Genomic DNA, 18,576 nt, shown 5'->3' with positions numbered 1-18,576 from the left:
ACGGGCTAACCAACGACGGGATCTTTGACCCACCCCAAGGCATCGTGCAGCTCTGATATGTCGGCGTCGATGATCGCGTACAGGTCTTTATCTTCCTCGCGAAAGAACATGCGCGCCTTCGCTTCGTCTTCGGCAGGGGGAAGCATCGCTCCCAGGCGCTCCGGCCATTTCGCGTCTATGAATCTCATGAGCCGCTTCCAGGCCGCGGATCGGGTCTGATGGAGGCTCAGGAAGGGAACGCCGTTTACTACAATCGCAAGGATCGTCACCTGCATGGTCACATACGCCCCCTCGATTTCGTCATGTTCGTGATGATCTTGCGGAGGAGGACAACGTCTAACCTCCTGGCAGCATGTTGTCGTGTTCTCGAGAACCCTCGCTAACCGGCCCGTCCGTCTGATGGCCTGCCATTCGAGCATTTCCTGTGAAGGCCAGTCCTGCAATCTCCCGCTTCCAACGCAAGCTGGGGAAGAAGGCGGGAACATGGGCCATGTACTGGCGGTAGCTATCGCCGTAGGTCGCGAGCGCGTATCTCTCCTCATGCTTAGCCAAACGAATGTACATCACCACCAGCACCGGAAACATGGCAAGCGTCAGAAGCGTCGGCCATTGTAGCAAGAAACCGAGCATGACGAGGATGAACCCTACGTATTGAGGGTGCCGCACCCGGGCGTAGACCCCCGTCATTGCCAATTCGTGTTTGCGCTGACTCGTGTGAAGCGCCATCCACGCGATCGAGATTAGCCAAAAGCCTACACCAATCAGCACAAAGCTGGCGATGTGGAACGGGCCGAAATGCGGATTGATGCGCCAGCCGAACATCATTTCCAGGATGTGGCCAGCATCGTGGCTCCACCAGTCGACGCCGGGGAAATGCGACTGGAGCCACCCCGACAGCAGGAAGATGGTGAGCGGGAAGCCATACATTTCGGCGAAGAGCGCGACGATGAACGCACTGAACGCGCCGAAGCTGCGCCAGTCGCGCCGCGTTGCCGGCTTGAAGAAGCTGAACGCAAAGAGGATGAAAACGGCGGCATTGACCAGCGCGAGCCCCCACAGACCATAGCCATAGTCGGCGTGCGTCATCGCGACTCTCCTTCGATGCGGCCGTTGGGATTGGCCGGCAAGCCGGCGGGTGCCTGGCCGGGCTCATGGCCATGCTGATGCCCACCTTGGCCGTGGTGCATGAACAGGTGCATGAGCGGGCAGGCGAGCAGGATGAGATAGGGCAGCACACCCAGGAAGTGCGCGGTATGCTCGGTAATGAGGAAGAAGCTGGCGACGAGCAGGAAGCCGATCAGAACGATCTTGCCGCGCTTGCGCATGCGATGGTCATGTTCGCCCATATGCCGTTCTCTTCTAGTCAACCTCCAGCCTGCATAGGCTCGAGTCCAAGGAGCAAGGTATAAGTAGAGAGCGAAGTCCGAAGGGCATCGCGCAAGCATGGGTAAGGTGATCGATCGGATCGGCCACCGGTGTTCGCGCGACGCAACTGTCGGGAGCAGCAGTCGTGCTGCGGCTTTTGCGTATAGGCGTGCGGCGTCCGCGAATCAAAGCTGCGCTCACGAACATAATCGTGAGAGGCAGGCCCGCGTCCATGCACAAGAGAAAGAAACGGCACCATTCCCGCAACCAGTCCGGCGTGACCGTCCTCGAGCGCGAAGCAAGGATCGATCTGGCTAAGCGCCCGGCCGATGGTCTCGGCGTCGCCTTTCTCGGCGCATCGGGAACGGTCACAGGGTCGCGTTATCTGGTGGACGATGGTGAAACTCAGATCGTTGTCGATTCCGGCCTGTTTCAAGGACCCAGGGATCTGCGCCGCCTTAATTGGGCGCCAATTCCACCCGAAGTCGCCGATGTCGGCCAAGTCCTGCTGACCCACGCTCATCTCGATCACTCGGGCGCGCTACCGCGCATGGCGCGCCTGGGCTGGGACGGTACCGTCCTTGCCACCCGGGCGACCGCGGCCCTGTGCGAGCTCCTTCTTCCCGACAGCGGTCATCTGCAGGAAAAGGATGCGGAGTTCGCCAACCGGCACGGCTTCTCCAGGCACCAGCCGGCGCTGCCGCTCTACACCCAGGCTGACGCGCGTCTGGCATTGCAGCTCTTCCGGCCGATCGAGTTCGGAGCGTGGCATGCAGTCACGGACGGCATCAGGGTGCGCTATCATCGCGCCGGCCACATCCTCGGCGCGGCGTCGATCGAGATCGACTGGAAGGGGCGGACAATCCTCTTCTCAGGCGACATCGGCCGTTACGGCGATTCGGTGATGAAAGATCCCGAGCCGCCCGCGCGCGCCGACTATGTCCTGGTGGAATCGACCTATGGCGATCGGCGCCACGAGCAGGTCGATCCGACAAAGACGCTTGGAGATCATGTCGAACGATGCGTCGAGAGAGGAGGGACGGTGGTGATCCCGGCCTTCGCCGTGGGACGGGTCCAGTCGCTTCTCTATCATTTCTCGCGTCTGCGCGCGCAGGGACGCCTCCGCGACATCCCGATCTTCCTCGACAGCCCGATGGCGATCAACGCGAGCGGGCTGATGTGCGATTTCATGGACGAGCATCGCCTGGCCCGCGCCGAGTGCGAAGCGGCGTGCAGCGTCGCGCACTATGTGCGCGAAGTGGAGGAATCCAAGGAACTCACCGCCAACCCCGCCCCAAAGGTCATCATCTCGGCCAGCGGAATGGCAACGGGCGGCCGCGTGCTCCACCATCTCAAGCGCTTCGCGCCGGATGGGAAGAACCTCATCCTCTTCTCGGGCTTCCAGGCGGCGGGCACCCGCGGCGCCGCCATGATCGGCGGCGCCCGGACGATCAAGATCCACGGCGAGTATATCCCGGTCGAAGCCGAGGTCGCCAACCTGACGATGCTCTCGGCGCATGCCGACAGCGACGAGCTCATGCGCTGGCTCGGCTCGCTGCACGAGGCCCCGCGCCACGTCTATGTCACCCATGGCGAGCCGACCGGCGCCCACGTCCTGGCGAAGCGTGTCTCGGAGGAACTGGGCTGGGCATGCAGCGTACCGGCGCTGGGTAGCTGGGGCATGCTCGCGTGAAGCCCGGGATCATCGAGAACGCCGAAGCAGAGTCTGTCGCGACGACGCTGCGGGCACGCCGCATCGGCCTGTCGGGTGCCGGTAGCGATCTGATTGCGGTCATGCGCCACGACTGTCCCGTCTGCCGCTCGGAAGGTCTTGCGTCCCGCGCGCAGGTCGCGCTGCGCGCCGGCGGGCGGGAAATCGTCGTCTCGCTGCTGCACAGTTCCGCGGAGGCTCCAGCGCCCGGCGAGATCGGCCTCTCGGAATCCGCATGGCAGCGGCTCGGCGTCAGCGAGGGCGATCCGGTCGAGATCGCGCACGCCCAGCCTCTCGCCTCGCTCGCCGAAGTGCGTCGGCGTATCTATGGCAATCGTCTCAGTGACGGGGCTTTTTCAGCGATCATCACCGACATCGCCGAGCGACGCTATAGCGATGTCCATCTCTCGGCATTCGTCACGGCCTGCTCGGCGGTCCCGCTCGATACGGACGAAACGATCAGCCTGACCAGGGCGATGGTCGATGTCGGCGAGCGATTGCAGTGGCCCGGAACGGTCATCGTCGACAAGCATAGCGTCGGTGGATTGCCGGGCAATCGCACCACGCCGATCATCGTCTCGATCATGGCCGCGGAGGGCCTGATCATGCCCAAGACATCGTCGCGGGCGATCACCTCGCCGGCCGGCACGGCGGACACGATGGAGGTGCTGGCACCTGTCGACCTCGACGTTTCCGCAATCCGCAAGGTGGTCGAGCGCGAAGGCGGCTGCATCGCCTGGGGCGGCGCCGTCAATCTCAGCCCTGCCGACGACGTGATCATCGGCGTGGAGCGCGTGCTCGATATCGATGCCGTCGGGCAGATGGTCGCCTCGGTGCTGTCCAAGAAAGTCGCGGCCGGTGCGACCCATCTGGTCATCGACATCCCGGTCGGGCCGACCGCCAAGGTCCGCGGAGCCGCTGCCGCCGACACCCTCGAGCGCGCGCTGAGCTCGGTCGCCCAAGCCTTCGGGCTTCGCACGCGCGTGATGCGCGGCCCCGGCGCGGAGCCGATCGGACGGGGCATCGGTCCGGCGCTCGAGGCGCAGGATATCCTTGCCGTGCTCCAGGGGCAGCCTGGCGCCGAGGATCTCGCCCACCGGGCCTGCGAGCTGGCGGGAGGACTGCTTGAGCTCGCGGACGCGGCCCCGGCCGGCGAAGGCTATGCGCGTGCGCGGGCGTGCCTCGAAAGCGGCCGGGCCTGGGCCAAGTTCCAACGTATCTGCGAAGCGCAGGGCGGCATGCGGGCTCCACCGGTCGCCCGGTTCCAACAGGATATGATCGCTCCCTATAGCGGCCGCCTGGTGAGTATCGACAATCGCAAGCTCGCGACGGTCGCGAAGCTTGCCGGCGCGCCGATGGCCAAGGCCGCCGGCGTCGCGCTGCAGTGTCGGCTGAACCAGATGGTGGATGCCGGGGCTCCCTTGAGCACCATTCATGCCGAGAGCCCGGGCGAGCTCGATTATGCGGCGGCCTATGCGGTGAGCGACGGGCCGATCTTCGGGATTGAAGCGCTATGAACCGTCCCGTGCTGTTCGCGCTGTCTGGCAGCGAGGCCCTGGCACAGCCGCTATCCGCCGCACTCGATGCAGAGGTCGGCACGATCGAGCATCGTCAGTTTCCCGACGGGGAAACCTATCTCAGGGTCGTAAGCGACATCAGCGACCGCGACGTCATCCTGCTGTGCAGTCTCGATCATCCGGACGCCAAGCTGTTGCCGCTGCTGTTCGCAGCCGACACCGCGCGCGATCTGGGCGCTCGCAGGATCGGGCTCGTCGCCCCCTACCTCGCTTACATGCGCCAGGACATTCGCTTCCATGCCGGCGAGGCGGTGACGTCGCGAACCTTTGCCGCGATCCTGTCCCGCCATCTCGACTGGCTGGTGACGGTCGATCCGCATCTCCACCGCTATCATGCGTTGTCGGAAATCTACCGCATCCCGACCCAGGTTGTTCATGCTGCGCGGCTTCTGGCCTCGTGGATCAAGCGCAATGTCGCTCGTCCGCTGATCATCGGTCCGGACCTGGAAAGCGAACAGTGGGTCTCGCAGGTGGCGGCCGATGCCGATGCTCCGTTTCTCGTGTGCGAGAAAATCCGGTCCGGCGACCGTGACGTCACCATCTCGATTCCGAATGCCCCAGCGTTTCTCGATCGCCAGCCGGTGCTGGTCGACGATATCGTGTCATCCGGCCGGACCCTCGCCGAGGCGGCGCGCCAGCTGGTCGGCATGGGGTTCGCGCGACCGGATTGCGTGGTCGTGCATCCGCTTTTCGCCGGCGATGCAGCGCAAGTCCTGGGTGGGCTCGTCGAGAGGATCGTGAGCACGAACGCTGTTGCGCATACCTCTAATGATATCGACGTGATGCCGGCGATTGCGGAGGCCGTTCGTCACGGAATTTGAACGGTGCGCTGCGCGTCAGTTCTTCAGTACTCAATGCTCAATGCACGATGAAAACGAACGCCCGGCAAACGCCGGGCGCATTCCCATCCATTGACCCTACACGAGCCCGAACCAATCTTCCGGGAACTTCGCTTTCGGAGAAAGTCGCGGCAGGAAAGGAGGATATGTCATGTCGCACACACGCTCTTTCCTTGATCCCTTCATCGTTGCTCGGACCCGCAGCTTGAGCCCGAAGTGAAGCCCGCCATCCTTGCATCCTGGGCGCCCGATCGCTCCGCCGTCGAGGGCCAACCGGCCCTCCGTCGCCCGCCAGCATCCCGGTGCCGGTCGACGATGTGATGGCAGCGCTGCGCTGGCTCGATCGCGCTGAGCACGGCGCAGGCAACCGGCATATATCGCCCGGTTCAGAGACCCGGCAATGAGCCGCGGCGCGTTGCGGCGCTGGCGTCAACGGGGCAGCCGGACCGTCACGGTCTCGCTGGCCTTTGCCGACATCATGGAGATTGCGCTCGCGCTGCTGTCGCTCTCTCCGGATGAACTGGCGCGGCTCGATTGGAGCTTTGCCGATCGCAAGCGCCTGCTCGATCATCTCCTGCAGTCGGGCAAACAGGCGCAGTCAGTGGACCGGGACCAGCTCGACCAGACATTGCTGCGCCTCGCGCTTCCCGCGCGCGACGTGCGACGCCTGAAACGCTTTGCGCAGCGCGAACTGCCAAAAACGGCCACGAACGCGGCTGTGATCGAACGGCTGAGCGCCGTGCTCGAGGCAGCCGATCCGGACAGGATCTAGCGCGGCTGTTCAATGGCGCTACGCCCGCCGCATGTTCCCGGAGCGCGCGCGTGCGTGCGTCATAGGCGCGCGCGAGCTGCGCGTGAACGATGATCGCCTCTGGGATCGCCGCAGCCTCGGCCGCCGCCCATTCCTGAGCCGCGCGCCTCATGCAATAATCCAGATCGTCGTCGACACTGCTCAAACCCGTCCACCTCCCAGAAGGCCCGGATACGCGCCGAGCCGAAATATCAGTCCTGTCGATCGGCAATAGCGCTCGGCCGCACCACGATCTTGAAATCGCAGTTCGACATGGGCAAGCGGATCGCGGCCGCCCGTCCACCCCGTCAACGGATCGATGAAGGGGGGACAGCGCGGCTCGAAGCGGACCCGCCACTGGCCGCGCCGGGCCCGTCCGCCCTGATTGGTCGCGATCGGCATCGGCTCGATGATCGCCACCGCATCGGGCGGGAAGGCGCCGGTGCAAACGGCACAACGCCGGCCATTATCGTTCGGCGGCGTTGACGACCGCCTGCGTGGCCCGGAACGGGTGTTCCGGGCCAGCTCGTCATGCGGCGCCGCCATTGATCGGAATGCGGCGACGATGATCGTCCGGCACCTCCGATCGGGGCAGCGCGACGGTGAGCACGCCGTTCTTGAACGTCGCGGTCGCCTTGTCGCGGTCGATTCCGCGCGGAAGGCCAATGCGGCGCTCGAAGCGGCCGTAGCTCCGCTCGGAATAGCCGCGGTCCTTGTCGTCGACCTCCGCACGCTTTTCGCCGCGGATGGTCAGCGCGCCTTCCTCGATGCTGATGTCGACATCCTTTTCCTCGAGCCCAGGGAGCTCCGCAGTCACGCGAATCTCCCTATCGGTCTCGCCAAGCTCGACATGCGGCCACGCGGCGCCGCGGTCGAAGCCGCCGAAAGCCGGCACGCCAAAACCGCGAAACACGTCATCGAACAGCCGGTTCACGTCGCGATGAAGCGAAAAGAGCGGGTGGGTTGCAGCCTCGCGATCGCGCTCGGCGCCGATGGCTGCGGGAAGCCGGTTCTCCTGCCGGCTCCAGGGGATCAAATCACGGAACGCCATGACGGCTATCTCCTTGTCTGGCTAGAGTTGGGGCATGACCCGCCGGCCACCGCCCCCACGGGGACGGTGCCGGCGAGCCGATTGTGATCGCGATCAGGCCGCTTGGGCGTCCTTGGGTGCCTCGATGCGGTCATTGGCGGCACTGCCGCCGCCGCTGATCTCGATCTTGCGCGGTTTCATCGCTTCGGGAACGACCCGCTTGAGCTGGATCCGCCGCTCGAACGAACGGGTCGCGATGCCGCGATGCAGATAATCGCCCTGATCCTGGTCTTCGGCGCGCTGGCCGGTGACGGTGAGCTGATTCTGCTGGGCAACGACCTCGATATCGTTCGGCCGGAAGCCAGCGACGGCCAGTGTGATGCGATAGCTATCCTCGCCGTCCCTCACGATGTCGAACGGCGGAAAGCCGTCATCCTCGCGCTGGCCCGCTTCGAGCATGTTAAGCAGGCGGTCGAAGCCAACGGTGGAGCGCCGATAGGGCGCAAAGTCAAACGTGCTTCTCATTTCCAAATCCTCCTCAGGAAGCGATCTGGGCATGAGCTGCGCCGGTGCAGGAGAGCCGGCGCCCTCTATGTCCCACCGGACCCGAACACGGCGCCCGGCGAAACCGAGTTAGAAACTCGCGACGCCATTTCAAGAGATGGAAAGACACCAAATGCGCCGGTGAAAACGCCCGTCCATCGGTGCCCTTTGCGGATGCTTTTCATAAAGCCGCACGCGAGCGGAATGGCCATCCGTCCCGGACATCGGCATTATGACGCTGCTGACACAGCATAGCTATCTACCAGCTTCCTGACCTGACAACATCGCGCGTCGGGCTTAGGAGCAAGCAGCGCGCCCATCTCCCAAGAGCACGTGCACACTCCCGGCGGCCGCGTCTCCCGGCGCCTTGCCGCCGGGAGACCAGATGGAAACGTCCGCATCGCATTGGCAAGAGCCGTCATATCGCGACGGTGGGCCGACGAAGGTTGCGATTACCCCCAGCCGTGCATCTGCGCCGCTTGATGTGCTGCGGCATTTCGGCCTTGACCTTGGACCATGGTCCTACCCGTAAGAGGCCTCCCCGATTGCGGTGCCCCGCGGCACGGCGCATCCTGATCGATATCCGGGGACTATGGGTAACAAGCGTGTCGTTCACATCGTCGATGACGAAGAGACAATTCGAAAAGCATTGGGATTCACGTTGCGAACCGCAGGCTTTGTCCTCGAGGTCTACGCTTCGGGGCCGGAATTTCTGTCGGCCCTGGGTGACGCCGAGAAAGGCTGCGTGATCCTCGACATGCACATGCCGGACATGGACGGCCTTCAGGTCCAGGCGGAGCTGACAAGACGCGGCATCGGCATGCCCGTCGTGGTGCTGACCGGAAATGGAGATCCTACGCTCGCCGTCCAGGCCATGAGGGCGGGTGCAGTCGATTTTCTCGCCAAGCCGGTCGAGAAGGCCGCGCTGCTCGGCGCAATCGACCGCGCCTTCAGCCGGCTGGAGAATATAGCCGGCCGTGCCGCCGAACAGGCCGACGCTCTGTCGAAAGCCGCGAGACTGACGCAGCGCGAACGGGCTATCCTGAGAGGGATTGCGCGAGGTCATCCCAACAACCTCATCGCAGATGAACTCGGCATCACGTCCCGCACGGTTGAGCTGGATCGGGCCAGCCTGATGATCAAACTGGGAGCCCAAAGTTTGCCCGACCTGCTACGGATCGCCTTTGCTGTGGATGTAGGCGGTTCGGCCAGTGCCGACCGGCGTTAGGCTTCACGCCCGAGCCATGCCGTATACTATGCGGATCGGGCCAACGCCAGTTCAGCAATGATCGGACAATCCGGCCGCTCGTCGCCGTGACACCGCTCGGCGAGATCGACCAGCGTGTCGCGCAGCGCCGTCAGTGCCGCGGCCTTGCGCTCAAATTCCTCGGCGCGGGCAAGGGCAAGCCGCTTCACCTCCGCGCTCGCGCGACCCATATCCGCCCAAAGGCCGAGCAAGGTGCGGATCTCCTCGATCGGGAAACCCAGATCTCGCGCATTGGCGATGAACCGAAGGCGATGGAGGTCACTCTCGCCATAGTCGCGATAGCCTGCACCCCGGCGCGGCGGCGCCGGGATGAGGCCAATCTTCTCATAATGGCGGATCATCCGCTCCGAGACCCCGCTTTGCTTCGACGCCTCCCCGATGTTCACAGCGCTTTCCGGTTGAGGCGCAGCGCGTTGGTGACCACGCTGACCGAGGAGAGCGCCATGGCGGCGGCCGCGATGATCGGCGAGAGGAGGATGCCGAACAGCGGATAGAGTGCGCCCGCCGCGACCGGCACGCCCGCGACATTGTAGATGAAAGCGAAGACGAGGTTCTGGCGGATGTTCGACATGGTCGCCTGGCTGAGCCGTCGCGCCCGGACGATGCCGGTAAGGTCGCCCTTGAGCAGGGTGACGCCTGCGCTCTCGATCGCGACGTCGGTGCCCGAGCCCATGGCGATGCCGACATCGGCGGCGGCTAGCGCGGGGGCGTCGTTGACACCATCGCCGGCCATGGCGACCACCCGTCCCTCGCGCTTGAACTTCGCGACCACGGCGCTCTTCTGATCGGGCAGCACCTCGGCCTCGACCTCGTCGATGCCCAGGCGCCGGGCGACCGCTTCCGCCGTGGTGCGGTTGTCGCCGGTCAGCATGACCACGCGAATGCCCTCCGCCTTGAGCGCGGCGAGCGCTTCGGGCGTCGTGGCCTTCACCGGATCGGCGATCGCGAAGGCGCCGCCGACCGTGCCGTCGACGCCGATGAAGATCGCGGTGGCGCCATCCCGGCGCAGTGCGTCGGCCTGGCTGGCGAGCGCCTCAGTCGCAACCCCTTCGTCGGCAAGGAACCGCGCATTGCCGAGGACGATGCGCCGCCCTTCGACCGTGCCGAGCGCGCCGCGCCCAGTCGGCGAGTCGAAGTCGATGACGTCGCTCGTGGCGATGCCGCGATCCTTCGCGGCCTCGACGATTGCCAACGCGAGCGGATGCTCGGAGGCCCGCTCGACCGAGGCGGCAAGCCGCAGCAGTTCGGCTTCGTCGAAGCCGGGCGCCGGCACGATCTGGGTGACGGCAGGCCGGCCTTCGGTGAGCGTGCCTGTCTTGTCGACGACGAGCGTGTCGACCTTTTCCATATGCTCGAGCGCTTCGGCGTTCTTGATAAGGACGCCGAGCCCGGCGCCGCGGCCGACGCCGACCATGATCGACATCGGCGTTGCGAGACCCAACGCGCAAGGACAAGCGATGATCAGCACGGCGACCGCCGCCACCAGCCCGTAGGCGAAGCGCGGCTCTGGGCCCCAGATACCCCAGGCGATGAACGCGACCACCGCGACCGCGATGACCACCGGCACGAACCAGCCCGACACCTGATCGGCCATGCGCTGGATCGGCGCGCGCGAGCGCTGCGCCTCGGCGACCATCTGGACGATCCGCGCGAGCATGGTGTCGCGTCCGACCTTGTCGGCGACGATCACCAGCGCTCCGGTCTGGTTGAGCGTGCCGCCGATCACCGTGTCGGCCTTGGCCTTGGTGACGGGCATGGACTCACCGGTGACCATCGACTCGTCGAGCGAGGAGCGGCCGTCCTCGACCACGCCGTCGACCGGCACCTTCTCGCCGGGCCGCACGCGCAGGCGGTCGCCGACCGCGACCAGATCGAGGCTGATTTCCTCTTCGTTGCCATCGGAACCGATGCGGCGCGCGGTCTTGGGCGCGAGATTGAGCAGCGCCTTGATCGCGCCCGAGGTTCGCTCACGCGCGCGCAGTTCGAGCACCTGGCCGAGCAGCACGAGGACAGTGATCACCGCCGCCGCCTCGAAATAGACCGCGACCATGCCGTCTTCACCGCGGAAGGCCGGCGGGAACACCTGAGGCGCGAGCGTCGCGACGACGCTGTAGATCCACGCGACTCCGGTGCCCATCGCGATCAGGGTGAACATGTTGAGGTTGCGGGTCTTGAGCGAGGCCCAGCCACGCTCGAAGAAGGGCCAGCCCGCCCAGAGCACGACGGGTGTCGCCAACACGAACTGGATCCATACCGAGATCGACATCGGTACGAGGCGATGGATCACGGGAAAGAGATGCGCGCCCATCTCGAGGATCAGCACCGGCAGGGCCAGCACCAGGCCGACCCAGAAGCGGCGCGTGAAATCGACCAGTTCGTGGCTGGGGCCGCTGTCGGCGGTTACTGTCGCGGGTTCGAGCGCCATGCCGCAGATCGGACAGGACCCGGGATGATCCTGCCGGATCTCGGGATGCATAGGGCAGGTCCAGATCGTGCCTTCTGGCACCGCGACCGGCGGTGCCGGCGGGCCGAGATAGCGCTCGGGATCGGCGATGAATTTTGCCCGGCAGCCCGCGCTGCAGAAATGATAGCGTTCACCGCCATGCTCGGCTTGATGCGCCGTGGTCGCCGGGTCGACGGTCATGCCGCAGACCGGGTCCTTGACGCCGGTCGCCGCTTTCGCGGCGCTGTGGCCGCCGCAGCAACCGCCGCCATGCGCCGCTCCATGTGTCTCGTTCATCGCCTTGCTCCTTTCGACGCCTGACGATCTAGGGTCTGACACCGTGTCAGGGTCAATACGTAATCGCCTAAGCGGACAAATCGGCGGGGCCCGTTCGCCTGGCCGCCATCAGCCAAGGTCATTGGCAACCGTAAGGCCGTGGTCCTGCGCCGGTCGATGCGCCGTAAACAAGTCGATCGCGCCGGTGATGGTCAAAAGCCGAAACGTCTCGGCCACATGCCTGAAGCCGGCCGCCGCGATCAGGCCGGGGAGCACGCCGTCGGCATTGGGCCGGGTATCATCGATGCCATCGAGCCGCTGCACGGTCAGGCGGAAGGCAAGCCGCATGAAACCCTGCTGGCGGCCATAATCGGCGATCACCAGGCGCCCACCCGGGCGCAGCATGGCGAACATGGCGCGCAGGGTTGCCGCCTTCTCCCTGACCGGCATCTGATGCAGCACGAGACTCGACACGACAGCGTCGGCGGTACCCGGGGCCACGTCCCTGGCAAATCCCTGACGCCAGTCGATATCGGCCCGCCGCACAGCGGCCTTGTGCCGCGCGATGTCGAGCGCCTCGGCATCGGGATCGAGACCGATCACCTGCGTCCTGGGCTCGGCTTGCTTGAGCATCAGCGCGAAGCTGCCGGTGCCACAGCCGACGTCGACGACCGTCTCACCGGCTTTGGGCGCCAGGGCGGCGAGCATGGCGGCACGCCACCGCTTCTCCCGCGTCCACAGGCGGATCGCGCGATCATAGTCTTTCGTCGATCCGGTCCCGAGGGGCGGGGTGTAGGATTGCATAGGCTTCTCCCAACGCGAGGCGTCCGAAACGATAAGCTACATCGACATGGGCGGCGATAGTGTCCCCAGCCAGGCGACGAGCCCGAGAATGACGATCGCAAGACCGCCTTCGACGACAAGGCTCGCGCGCAGCAGCGCCTGCGCCCGTGGCGCGTCCTCTTCCTCGATCGCCTGCGCAAGTGCCGGGGTCAGGCGATAACGGTTGAGCGCGGCCAGGCCCAGCATGCCGGCGAACAGCAGCAGCTTGGCGATGAGCAGCAGGCCGTAGGTCGACTGCCCGAGCGAGGCGATGTTGCCCGGACCGACGAGGAACCAGCCGTTCACCGTCCCGGTCAGGATCAGCAGGGCGACGATGATCGTGCCGACGAGGGAGAAGCCCCGCAACGCTTCCTCGGCGAGCGTGACCCGGTCCATGTCTTGAGCGGCGAGATCGTCGGTTGCGAGCCTGGGAAGTACCAGCGCGAGGAATGCGGCAAGCGCGCCGACCCAGGCGCCGGCGGCGAGCAGATGGATGAGATCGGCCCCCAGTTGCAGCCAGCCCGCCTCGCCTTCGCCAGCCGCGCCATGCCCACTCCAGGCGAGGGTCGCGAGTGCGACCGCGCCTGCCAGAGTGGAGGCGATGAAGGCAGGACCGGATTGCCGGCGATAGAAGGGGATGGAGAGCAGAAGAACGAGGAGCGCGACGAGGCGCGCCTTCAGCGCCGTTCCCATGGACGTGCCGTTGAACAGCTCTGCGACCATGGAAAGATCAGGCTGGGTGAGCGGCAGCCCGGTCATGGCCGCTGCCTGCAACGCGAACCCCAGCGCCGACAGCAGGAGGGCGAGACAGGCGAGACCGGCCACCATTGCTACCATCGGCAGATGCCGCTGTACCATCCGGCCGCCGCCGGGCGCATAGAGCGCGAACAGCGGCAGGCCGAACAACAGGCCGAGATCGACGTAGAGCGCCCAGCGGACGGCGACGAGTGCCACGTCGTTCATGGCGTCACTTGACGGTAAAGGCGAGATTGCCCTGGATGCGGTGCGTGTCGGTCGAGACGACGTGCCAGGCGACCTGATAGCTGCCCGCCATGAGCGGCTTGGCGAGCGTCAGCACGAGCGTCTTGTCGCCTTCGACGGACGTCTTGAAGCCGGTTACCGCCATGCGATGGTTGGGCATGCCGGGCATACCGGTCATCACGATCTCGGCACCCGACAGCCTGGGCATCAGACCTTCGCTGAACGTAAGCGTAATGCGCGAGGGCGCCGAGACGCTGGCATTGGCGGCCGGAGCCGAGGATACAAGCTTGGGATGGGCATAGGCCGGAGCCGAAACACTCAGGCCTACGATGGCGATAGCTGCGAGAGGCGAAAAGAAACGCATTGGAACATTCTCCTGTGGATCCCATGAGACAATACGCAGCCGCGACCTGCACCCCTCGCAATTTTCTTTTTGTTCCCGGACAAGGGTTGCCGGACCATCCTGCGTATTGAGAAGTGAAGACGGAGAAACATCATGGACCACCTCGACGACATGCTCAGCCGGTTGCGGGAAGCGCCGCTCGATCCCCGGCTTGCCGGGCTGGACAGCCGCGTCATGGCCGAGATCGCCCGGCTCCAGGCCATGCCCCGCCTGAGCGCCACGACATTCGGTATCGCCGCGGCAGCAGCCTTGTTCCTGGGAATTGCCGGCTCGGCCGTGCCTGTGCGGTCGACCGAAGCCGGGCCGATATCGCCCTTTGACGCGCGGCTCGCGCTCGCTCCTTCGACGCTGCTGAGTTCACAATGATGCGCGACCGCCGGCTCCTGCTCCTCGTCCTGCTGACCTTTGCCGCGGCGATCGCTGGCGTTGTCATCGGCCGCGTCTATGTGGTTCCAGTACGCCCGGTCGAAAATGAGCTGCACGAGCTGCTCCATCGCGATCTGAAGCTGGATTCCGCGCAACACAGCCGGCTCGAGACAATCGAGAAGAACTACGCCTTACGGCGTCAAGCGCTGGAGGCCGAACTGCGCGCCGACAATGCGCGCCTCGCGGAGGCGATCGAAGCGGAGCATGGCTATGGCCCGCAAGTCGCAGCGGCGGTGGATCGCTCGCACCAGGCCATGGGGGCCCTGCAGAAGGAAACGCTCGAGCACATCTTCGCAATGCGGGCCGTGCTGCGTCCCGATCAGACCGAGAAGTTCGACGACGCCGTAGTGAAAGCGCTGACGGCAAAGTCCAAATGACCGCGAGCCTCCCCGACTGCTCGGACGGGGAGCTTGCGGCTTTGGCGCTTGGCGGGCGGCAAGCGGCTTATGGCGAACTGGTCCGGCGGCATCAAGGTTGGGTTCACCGGCTCGTGCGCAGCCATGTCGGATCTATGGATGAGGCCTTAGATGTCACCCAGGCGAGCTTCGTCGCGGCCTTTGCCGCACTCAACCGCTATGACGTAACCCGACCCTTCCAGGTCTGGATGTCCCGGATCGTCATCAACAAATGCCATGACTGGCGGCGCCGGCGCGCGGTCCGGAACTTCTTCTCCATGGCCCTGCCGCTGGGCGAGGCGGATGACGTCGCCGATGAGGCGCCGCTACCCGACCAGGCAATCGGCGCCGAGCAGCAACTGGCAGAGGCGATGAAAGCGATCGCCGCCCTGCCCGCCTCTCTCAAGGACACGCTCATCCTGCGGACGATCGACGAGAAATCGGAAGCCGAAACCGCCGAGATTCTCGGCATCAGCCCGAAGGCAGTCGAGACCCGCCTCTACCGCGCCCGCGCACGCCTCGCGGAAATGTTGAAGAAAGTTTGAGGGGGATGAGGCCACGCTGCGTATTTCCAATAGGTCCGCCCTCTTTCTTAAAGCTGAGACAACCGAATGATTTCTGCTCTCGACCGCCGCCAGTTCCTCCGCGGCGCGGCCCTCGCCGGCGGCGGCGCAGCATTGTCAGCCTGGCTGCCGGCCTGGGCGCAGACGATCTCGCCGGGGATGCGACCGACGCTGCCGACCGTGTCGGGCGAAGACATCACGCTCACCATCGCCCGGCAGTCGATGACCATCGACGGGCGCAAGTTCCGGGCAATCGGCCTCAACGGCACGGTCCCCGCCCCGCTGATCCGGCTGCGCGAGGGCCAGCGCGTGCGGCTCAACGTCATCAATCAGCTGGAGGAGGACAGCTCGATCCACTGGCACGGGCTGATCCTGCCGGCCAATATGGACGGTGTGCCGGGCGTGTCTTTTCCGGGCATCAAGCCGGGCTCGAACTACCTCTACCAGTTCTCCGTCGTGCAAAGCGGCACCTACTGGTACCACAGCCATTCAGGCCTGCAGGAACAGGAAGGCCATTACGGCCCGATCATCATCGATCCCGCCGGTGCCGATCCGGTCGCCTATGACCGCGAGCATGTCATCGTGCTCGCCGATCACAGCGCGCTCTCGCCGCAGGCGATCTTCCGGCGCCTCAAGGTCAACCCCGGCCATTTCAATTTCCAGCGCCAGACCCTGGCCGGGCTCCTGTCGGGCAAGGATCAGCCGCTCAAGGACCGGCTCGACTGGGGCCAGATGCGGATGGACCCGGCCGACATCTCCGATGTGACCGGATCCACCTACACCTATCTCGTCAACGGCCATGGTCCGAGGGACAACTGGACCGCGCTCTTCACCCCGGGCGAACGGGTGCGGCTGCGGGTCATCAATGCGTCGGCGATGACCACCTTCAACGTCCGCATCCCCGGCCTGCCGCTGACCATCGTCCAGGCCGACGGGCAGAATGTGGTGCCGGTCACCGTCGACGAGTTCCAGATTGGTGTTGCCGAGACCTACGACGTCGTTGTCAGCCCAGGCGATGACAAGGCCTACACCCTTGTCGGCGAGGCGATCGACCGCTCGGGCATGGCGCGTGCCACGCTCGCGCCGCGCGCCGGCATGGCCGGCGAGGTTCCCCCCTTACGCAAACGGCCGCTCGCCGACATGAAGGACATGGGCATGGACATGTCCTCGATGCCGGGCATGGAAGGCATGGACATGTCGGGCGGCGCTATGCGGGGCGTCGATCCGACGGCCGAGAAGAACGCGTCCGCGCGCCTCGCGACCGGCGCGGCGGCAGCGATGGCGACCATGGACAATAGCGCCATGGCAGGCATGGATCATTCGGGGATGGATCATTCCGCGATGAGCGGGATGGACCACGGCGCGATGGGCGCCGATGGCCAGATGGCGGGCATGGACCATGGCGGGCACGCGATGGGGTCGATGAAGATGCGAGACTTCTCGAACGCGCCGCAGGTGAAGCGCGACCCGAGCGTCCAGACCATCTCGCCGATGCCCGTCGACCGCACCGGCGAGCCCGGCCAGGGCCTCGCCGACGTCGGCCACAAGGTGCTTGTCTACAGGGACCTGATGGCGCTCGATCGCAATCCGGACGTGCGCGCGCCGAGCCGCAGCATCGACATTCACCTCACCGGCAACATGGAGCGGTTCATGTGGTCGTTCGACGGCGAAAAAATGTCGGACCATCACGAGCCGATCCCCTTCATCGAAGGCGAGCGGGTGCGCGTCAATCTCATCAACGACACGATGATGGGGCATCCGATCCATATTCACGGGCATTTTTTCGAGCTGGTGACGGGGCATGGCGATCATGCGCCACGCAAGCATACGGTAATCGTCCAGCCCGGCGGCAAGGTGACCTGGGACTTCACCGCCGACGCGGTCGGCGACTGGGCCTTCCACTGTCATCTCCTCTACCACATGCATGCCGGGATGATGCGGGTCGTGAGCGTCCGTCCGAAGGGAGACGCGTAATGACCCGCATCCTCACGCCGCTGGTGAGCGCGATCGCCCTTTTCGCTGCCGCGCCCGCCTTTGCCCAGGATCATTCGATGCACGGCATGCCCGGCATGGCGCCGCCGGGCGAAGTGGCGCCGGCGCAGGAGAAGAAGAAGGACAAGGCCGCCGCCAGGCCGCGCGCTCAGACACCAGCGCCGGACGCCACCTCGGCGATGGACCATTCGCAGCACCAGGCCAGTCCTGCGCCGCAGGGAGATGCGGCCGGTCAGCCGCAACCCGCGTCTCCCGCGATGCCGGAGATGCCGGGTATGGACCATTCGCAGCATGGCCAGACAACGATGCCGGGAATGCCCGCCATGCCCGGCATGCAAATGACCGGCACGGCGCTTCCGGCCGGCAATGCGCCCCCGCCGCCTCCCCCCAGCGACCACTTCGCCGATCGTGATTTTCCCGGCGGCGAGATGGCGCGCTCGCGCGACATCATGATGAAGGATAGCGGCGGCAACAATTTCGGGCAGGTGCTGCTCAACCTGTTCGAGTATCAAGCGCATAGCGGTCGCGATGGCTATCGCTGGGATGGCGAAGGCTTTTACGGCGGCGATATCAACCGGCTCTGGCTCAAGAGCGAGGGCGAAGGCGAGTTCGGCCGCGGCATCGACAGCGCCGAGGTGCAGGTGCTCTACAGCCGGGCCATCGACCCCTATTTCAATCTTCAGGGCGGTATCCGCCAGGACTTCGGCCGCGGGCCCGACCGCACCTACGCGACGATCGGCGTCGAGGGCCTGGCTCCTGGCATGTTCGAGGTCGAAGGCGCGCTGTTCCTCTCGACCAAGGGCGACCTTCTGGGCCGGGTCGAGGGCTATTACGACCAGCGCATCACCCAGCGCCTGATCTTGCAGCCGCGCGCCGAGGTCAATTTCGCCGCACAGGATATTCCGGAGAACGACATCGGTTCGGGGCTGGTCAACATAGAGCTCGGCGCGCGCCTGCGCTACGAATTCAGCCGCCAGTTCGCGCCTTACATCGGCGTTTCCTATCTGCGCAAAGCCGGAGACACGGCGCGGCTGTCGAGGCTTGCGGGCGAGGACGTCCATGCCACCAGCTTCGTCGCCGGCGTTCGCTTCTGGTTTTAGCATCAGGACGGCTGATGGCGGGGGCGAACAAGAGAGCGGGGCGTTACACTCAT

Annotated in this window: 21 protein-coding genes and 1 pseudogene; 11 read left to right on the top strand and 11 right to left on the bottom strand. The window is 65.4% G+C overall.

Translation table 11 applies throughout. The features are described 5' to 3' along the window. Positions 1-5: 5 nt before the first annotated feature. From F1640_RS20850 to F1640_RS20840, 3 genes are read right to left on the bottom strand one after another with little or no spacing between them, the layout of a single operon-like run. A complete protein-coding gene (locus F1640_RS20850; protein ID WP_047100321.1) occupies positions 6-281 on the bottom strand; it encodes a hypothetical protein in 276 nt (91 codons plus the stop codon). A 55-nt stretch (positions 282-336) separates the two neighbouring features. Beyond that, positions 337-1,086 (bottom strand): isoprenylcysteine carboxylmethyltransferase family protein, encoded by a 750-nt coding sequence (locus tag F1640_RS20845; protein WP_084718420.1) that lies wholly within the window; start codon positions 1,084-1,086, stop codon positions 337-339. After that, positions 1,083-1,346 (bottom strand): DUF2933 domain-containing protein, encoded by a 264-nt coding sequence (locus F1640_RS20840; RefSeq protein ID WP_013039078.1) that lies wholly within the window; start codon positions 1,344-1,346, stop codon positions 1,083-1,085. The genes F1640_RS20845 and F1640_RS20840 overlap by 4 nt, the downstream gene beginning before the upstream one ends. A gap of 251 nt (positions 1,347-1,597) precedes the next feature. Here F1640_RS20840 and F1640_RS20835 point away from each other — a divergent pair, with 251 nt between their 5' ends. The 5 genes and pseudogenes from F1640_RS20835 to F1640_RS20820 all read left to right on the top strand — a co-directional run bounded on the left by F1640_RS20835 (position 1,598) and on the right by F1640_RS20820 (position 6,264). Beyond that, a complete protein-coding gene (locus tag F1640_RS20835; protein WP_021245239.1) occupies positions 1,598-3,058 on the top strand; it encodes an MBL fold metallo-hydrolase RNA specificity domain-containing protein in 1,461 nt (486 codons plus the stop codon). Continuing rightward, positions 3,055-4,593 carry a thymidine phosphorylase family protein gene (locus F1640_RS20830; protein ID WP_030541610.1) on the top strand — a complete coding sequence of 513 codons (1,539 nt, stop codon included), beginning with the start codon at positions 3,055-3,057 and terminating at the stop codon, positions 4,591-4,593. Before F1640_RS20835 ends, F1640_RS20830 begins: the two co-directional genes overlap by 4 nt. 8 nt (positions 4,594-4,601) lie before the next feature. After that, the gene (locus F1640_RS20825) at positions 4,602-5,474 is read left to right on the top strand and encodes a ribose-phosphate pyrophosphokinase (RefSeq protein WP_309229338.1); all 873 of its coding nucleotides are present in this window, start codon (positions 4,602-4,604) and stop codon (positions 5,472-5,474) included. Between the two features lie 169 nt (positions 5,475-5,643). Then, a pseudogene (locus F1640_RS26090) lies at positions 5,644-5,896 on the top strand (hypothetical protein). Next, entirely contained in the window at positions 5,893-6,264 is a 372-nt protein-coding gene (locus F1640_RS20820; protein WP_047100325.1) for a hypothetical protein, read from the top strand. The pseudogene F1640_RS26090 and the gene F1640_RS20820 overlap by 4 nt, the downstream one beginning before the upstream one ends. Positions 6,265-6,444: 180 nt before the next feature. Here F1640_RS20820 and F1640_RS20815 read toward each other — a convergent pair whose 3' ends face one another. The 3 genes from F1640_RS20815 to F1640_RS20805 form a co-directional block, all read right to left on the bottom strand. Further along, positions 6,445-6,702 carry an NADH dehydrogenase ubiquinone Fe-S protein 4 gene (locus F1640_RS20815; RefSeq protein WP_237241396.1) on the bottom strand — a complete coding sequence of 86 codons (258 nt, stop codon included), beginning with the start codon at positions 6,700-6,702 and terminating at the stop codon, positions 6,445-6,447. Between the two features lie 109 nt (positions 6,703-6,811). Further along, positions 6,812-7,333, bottom strand: coding sequence for an Hsp20/alpha crystallin family protein (locus F1640_RS20810; protein ID WP_047100326.1), 522 nt, complete (start codon positions 7,331-7,333; stop codon positions 6,812-6,814). A gap of 93 nt (positions 7,334-7,426) precedes the next feature. Beyond that, positions 7,427-7,837 (bottom strand): Hsp20 family protein, encoded by a 411-nt coding sequence (locus F1640_RS20805; protein ID WP_047100327.1) that lies wholly within the window; start codon positions 7,835-7,837, stop codon positions 7,427-7,429. Between the two features lie 610 nt (positions 7,838-8,447). On the opposite strand from F1640_RS20805, the gene F1640_RS20800 reads away from it, so the two are divergent. Continuing rightward, on the top strand, positions 8,448-9,083 hold the full coding sequence (locus F1640_RS20800; RefSeq protein ID WP_047100328.1) for a response regulator transcription factor: 636 nt from the start codon (positions 8,448-8,450) through the stop codon (positions 9,081-9,083). 26 nt (positions 9,084-9,109) lie between these two features. Here the strand turns inward: F1640_RS20800 and cueR are convergent, their stop codons facing one another. From cueR to copC, 5 genes are all read right to left on the bottom strand, one after another. Beyond that, positions 9,110-9,508: a Cu(I)-responsive transcriptional regulator gene (gene cueR / locus F1640_RS20795; protein WP_047100329.1), complete on the bottom strand. Its 399-nt coding sequence runs from the start codon at positions 9,506-9,508 to the stop codon at positions 9,110-9,112. Beyond that, on the bottom strand, positions 9,505-11,862 hold the full coding sequence (locus tag F1640_RS20790) for a heavy metal translocating P-type ATPase (RefSeq protein WP_194921693.1): 2,358 nt from the start codon (positions 11,860-11,862) through the stop codon (positions 9,505-9,507). Before F1640_RS20790 ends, cueR begins: the two co-directional genes overlap by 4 nt. A gap of 108 nt (positions 11,863-11,970) precedes the next feature. After that, the gene (locus F1640_RS20785) at positions 11,971-12,645 is read right to left on the bottom strand and encodes a class I SAM-dependent methyltransferase (protein ID WP_017501308.1); all 675 of its coding nucleotides are present in this window, start codon (positions 12,643-12,645) and stop codon (positions 11,971-11,973) included. A gap of 36 nt (positions 12,646-12,681) precedes the next feature. After that, the gene (gene copD / locus F1640_RS20780) at positions 12,682-13,626 is read right to left on the bottom strand and encodes a copper homeostasis membrane protein CopD (RefSeq protein ID WP_039335445.1); all 945 of its coding nucleotides are present in this window, start codon (positions 13,624-13,626) and stop codon (positions 12,682-12,684) included. 4 nt (positions 13,627-13,630) lie between these two features. After that, the gene (copC, locus tag F1640_RS20775; RefSeq protein ID WP_039335443.1) at positions 13,631-14,008 is read right to left on the bottom strand and encodes a copper homeostasis periplasmic binding protein CopC; all 378 of its coding nucleotides are present in this window, start codon (positions 14,006-14,008) and stop codon (positions 13,631-13,633) included. Positions 14,009-14,140: 132 nt separating this feature from the next. On the opposite strand from copC, the gene F1640_RS20770 reads away from it, so the two are divergent. From F1640_RS20770 to F1640_RS20750, 5 genes are all read left to right on the top strand, one after another. Then, complete coding sequence (locus F1640_RS20770) at positions 14,141-14,413, top strand: hypothetical protein (protein WP_007406394.1); 273 nt, start codon at positions 14,141-14,143, stop codon at positions 14,411-14,413. After that, entirely contained in the window at positions 14,413-14,850 is a 438-nt protein-coding gene (locus F1640_RS20765) for a periplasmic heavy metal sensor (protein WP_039335535.1), read from the top strand. The genes F1640_RS20770 and F1640_RS20765 overlap by 1 nt, the downstream gene beginning before the upstream one ends. Beyond that, positions 14,847-15,413, top strand: a complete 567-nt coding sequence (locus F1640_RS20760) for an RNA polymerase sigma factor (protein WP_194921692.1) — start codon at positions 14,847-14,849, stop codon at positions 15,411-15,413. The genes F1640_RS20765 and F1640_RS20760 overlap by 4 nt, the downstream gene beginning before the upstream one ends. A gap of 66 nt (positions 15,414-15,479) precedes the next feature. Then, entirely contained in the window at positions 15,480-17,405 is a 1,926-nt protein-coding gene (locus tag F1640_RS20755) for a copper resistance system multicopper oxidase (RefSeq protein ID WP_194921690.1), read from the top strand. Continuing rightward, positions 17,405-18,523, top strand: a complete 1,119-nt coding sequence (locus F1640_RS20750; RefSeq protein WP_194921681.1) for a copper resistance protein B — start codon at positions 17,405-17,407, stop codon at positions 18,521-18,523. The genes F1640_RS20755 and F1640_RS20750 overlap by 1 nt, the downstream gene beginning before the upstream one ends. Positions 18,524-18,576: the final 53 nt, after the last annotated feature.

Origin of the sequence: Novosphingobium sp. NBM11 (assembly GCF_015390225.1) — a bacterium.
Taxonomy (GTDB): domain Bacteria; phylum Pseudomonadota; class Alphaproteobacteria; order Sphingomonadales; family Sphingomonadaceae; genus Novosphingobium.
This window is presented reverse-complemented; position numbering and strand designations above follow the sequence as displayed.

Coding starts and splice junctions, on each gene's coding strand:
- F1640_RS20790 (WP_194921693.1), bottom strand. CDS start 11,862: ATGAACGAGACACATGGAGCGGCGCATGGCGGCGGTTGCTGCGGCGGC.
- F1640_RS20845 (WP_084718420.1), bottom strand. CDS start 1,086: ATGACGCACGCCGACTATGGCTATGGTCTGTGGGGGCTCGCGCTGGTC.
- F1640_RS20840 (WP_013039078.1), bottom strand. CDS start 1,346: ATGGGCGAACATGACCATCGCATGCGCAAGCGCGGCAAGATCGTTCTG.
- F1640_RS20750 (WP_194921681.1), top strand. CDS start 17,405: ATGACCCGCATCCTCACGCCGCTGGTGAGCGCGATCGCCCTTTTCGCT.
- F1640_RS20820 (WP_047100325.1), top strand. CDS start 5,893: ATGAGCCGCGGCGCGTTGCGGCGCTGGCGTCAACGGGGCAGCCGGACC.
- copC (WP_039335443.1), bottom strand. CDS start 14,008: ATGCGTTTCTTTTCGCCTCTCGCAGCTATCGCCATCGTAGGCCTGAGT.
- F1640_RS20765 (WP_039335535.1), top strand. CDS start 14,413: ATGCGCGACCGCCGGCTCCTGCTCCTCGTCCTGCTGACCTTTGCCGCG.
- F1640_RS20810 (WP_047100326.1), bottom strand. CDS start 7,333: ATGGCGTTCCGTGATTTGATCCCCTGGAGCCGGCAGGAGAACCGGCTT.
- F1640_RS20835 (WP_021245239.1), top strand. CDS start 1,598: ATGCACAAGAGAAAGAAACGGCACCATTCCCGCAACCAGTCCGGCGTG.
- copD (WP_039335445.1), bottom strand. CDS start 13,626: ATGAACGACGTGGCACTCGTCGCCGTCCGCTGGGCGCTCTACGTCGAT.
- F1640_RS20755 (WP_194921690.1), top strand. CDS start 15,480: ATGATTTCTGCTCTCGACCGCCGCCAGTTCCTCCGCGGCGCGGCCCTC.
- F1640_RS20805 (WP_047100327.1), bottom strand. CDS start 7,837: ATGAGAAGCACGTTTGACTTTGCGCCCTATCGGCGCTCCACCGTTGGC.
- F1640_RS20800 (WP_047100328.1), top strand. CDS start 8,448: ATGGGTAACAAGCGTGTCGTTCACATCGTCGATGACGAAGAGACAATT.
- F1640_RS20785 (WP_017501308.1), bottom strand. CDS start 12,645: ATGCAATCCTACACCCCGCCCCTCGGGACCGGATCGACGAAAGACTAT.
- F1640_RS20770 (WP_007406394.1), top strand. CDS start 14,141: ATGGACCACCTCGACGACATGCTCAGCCGGTTGCGGGAAGCGCCGCTC.
- F1640_RS20760 (WP_194921692.1), top strand. CDS start 14,847: ATGACCGCGAGCCTCCCCGACTGCTCGGACGGGGAGCTTGCGGCTTTG.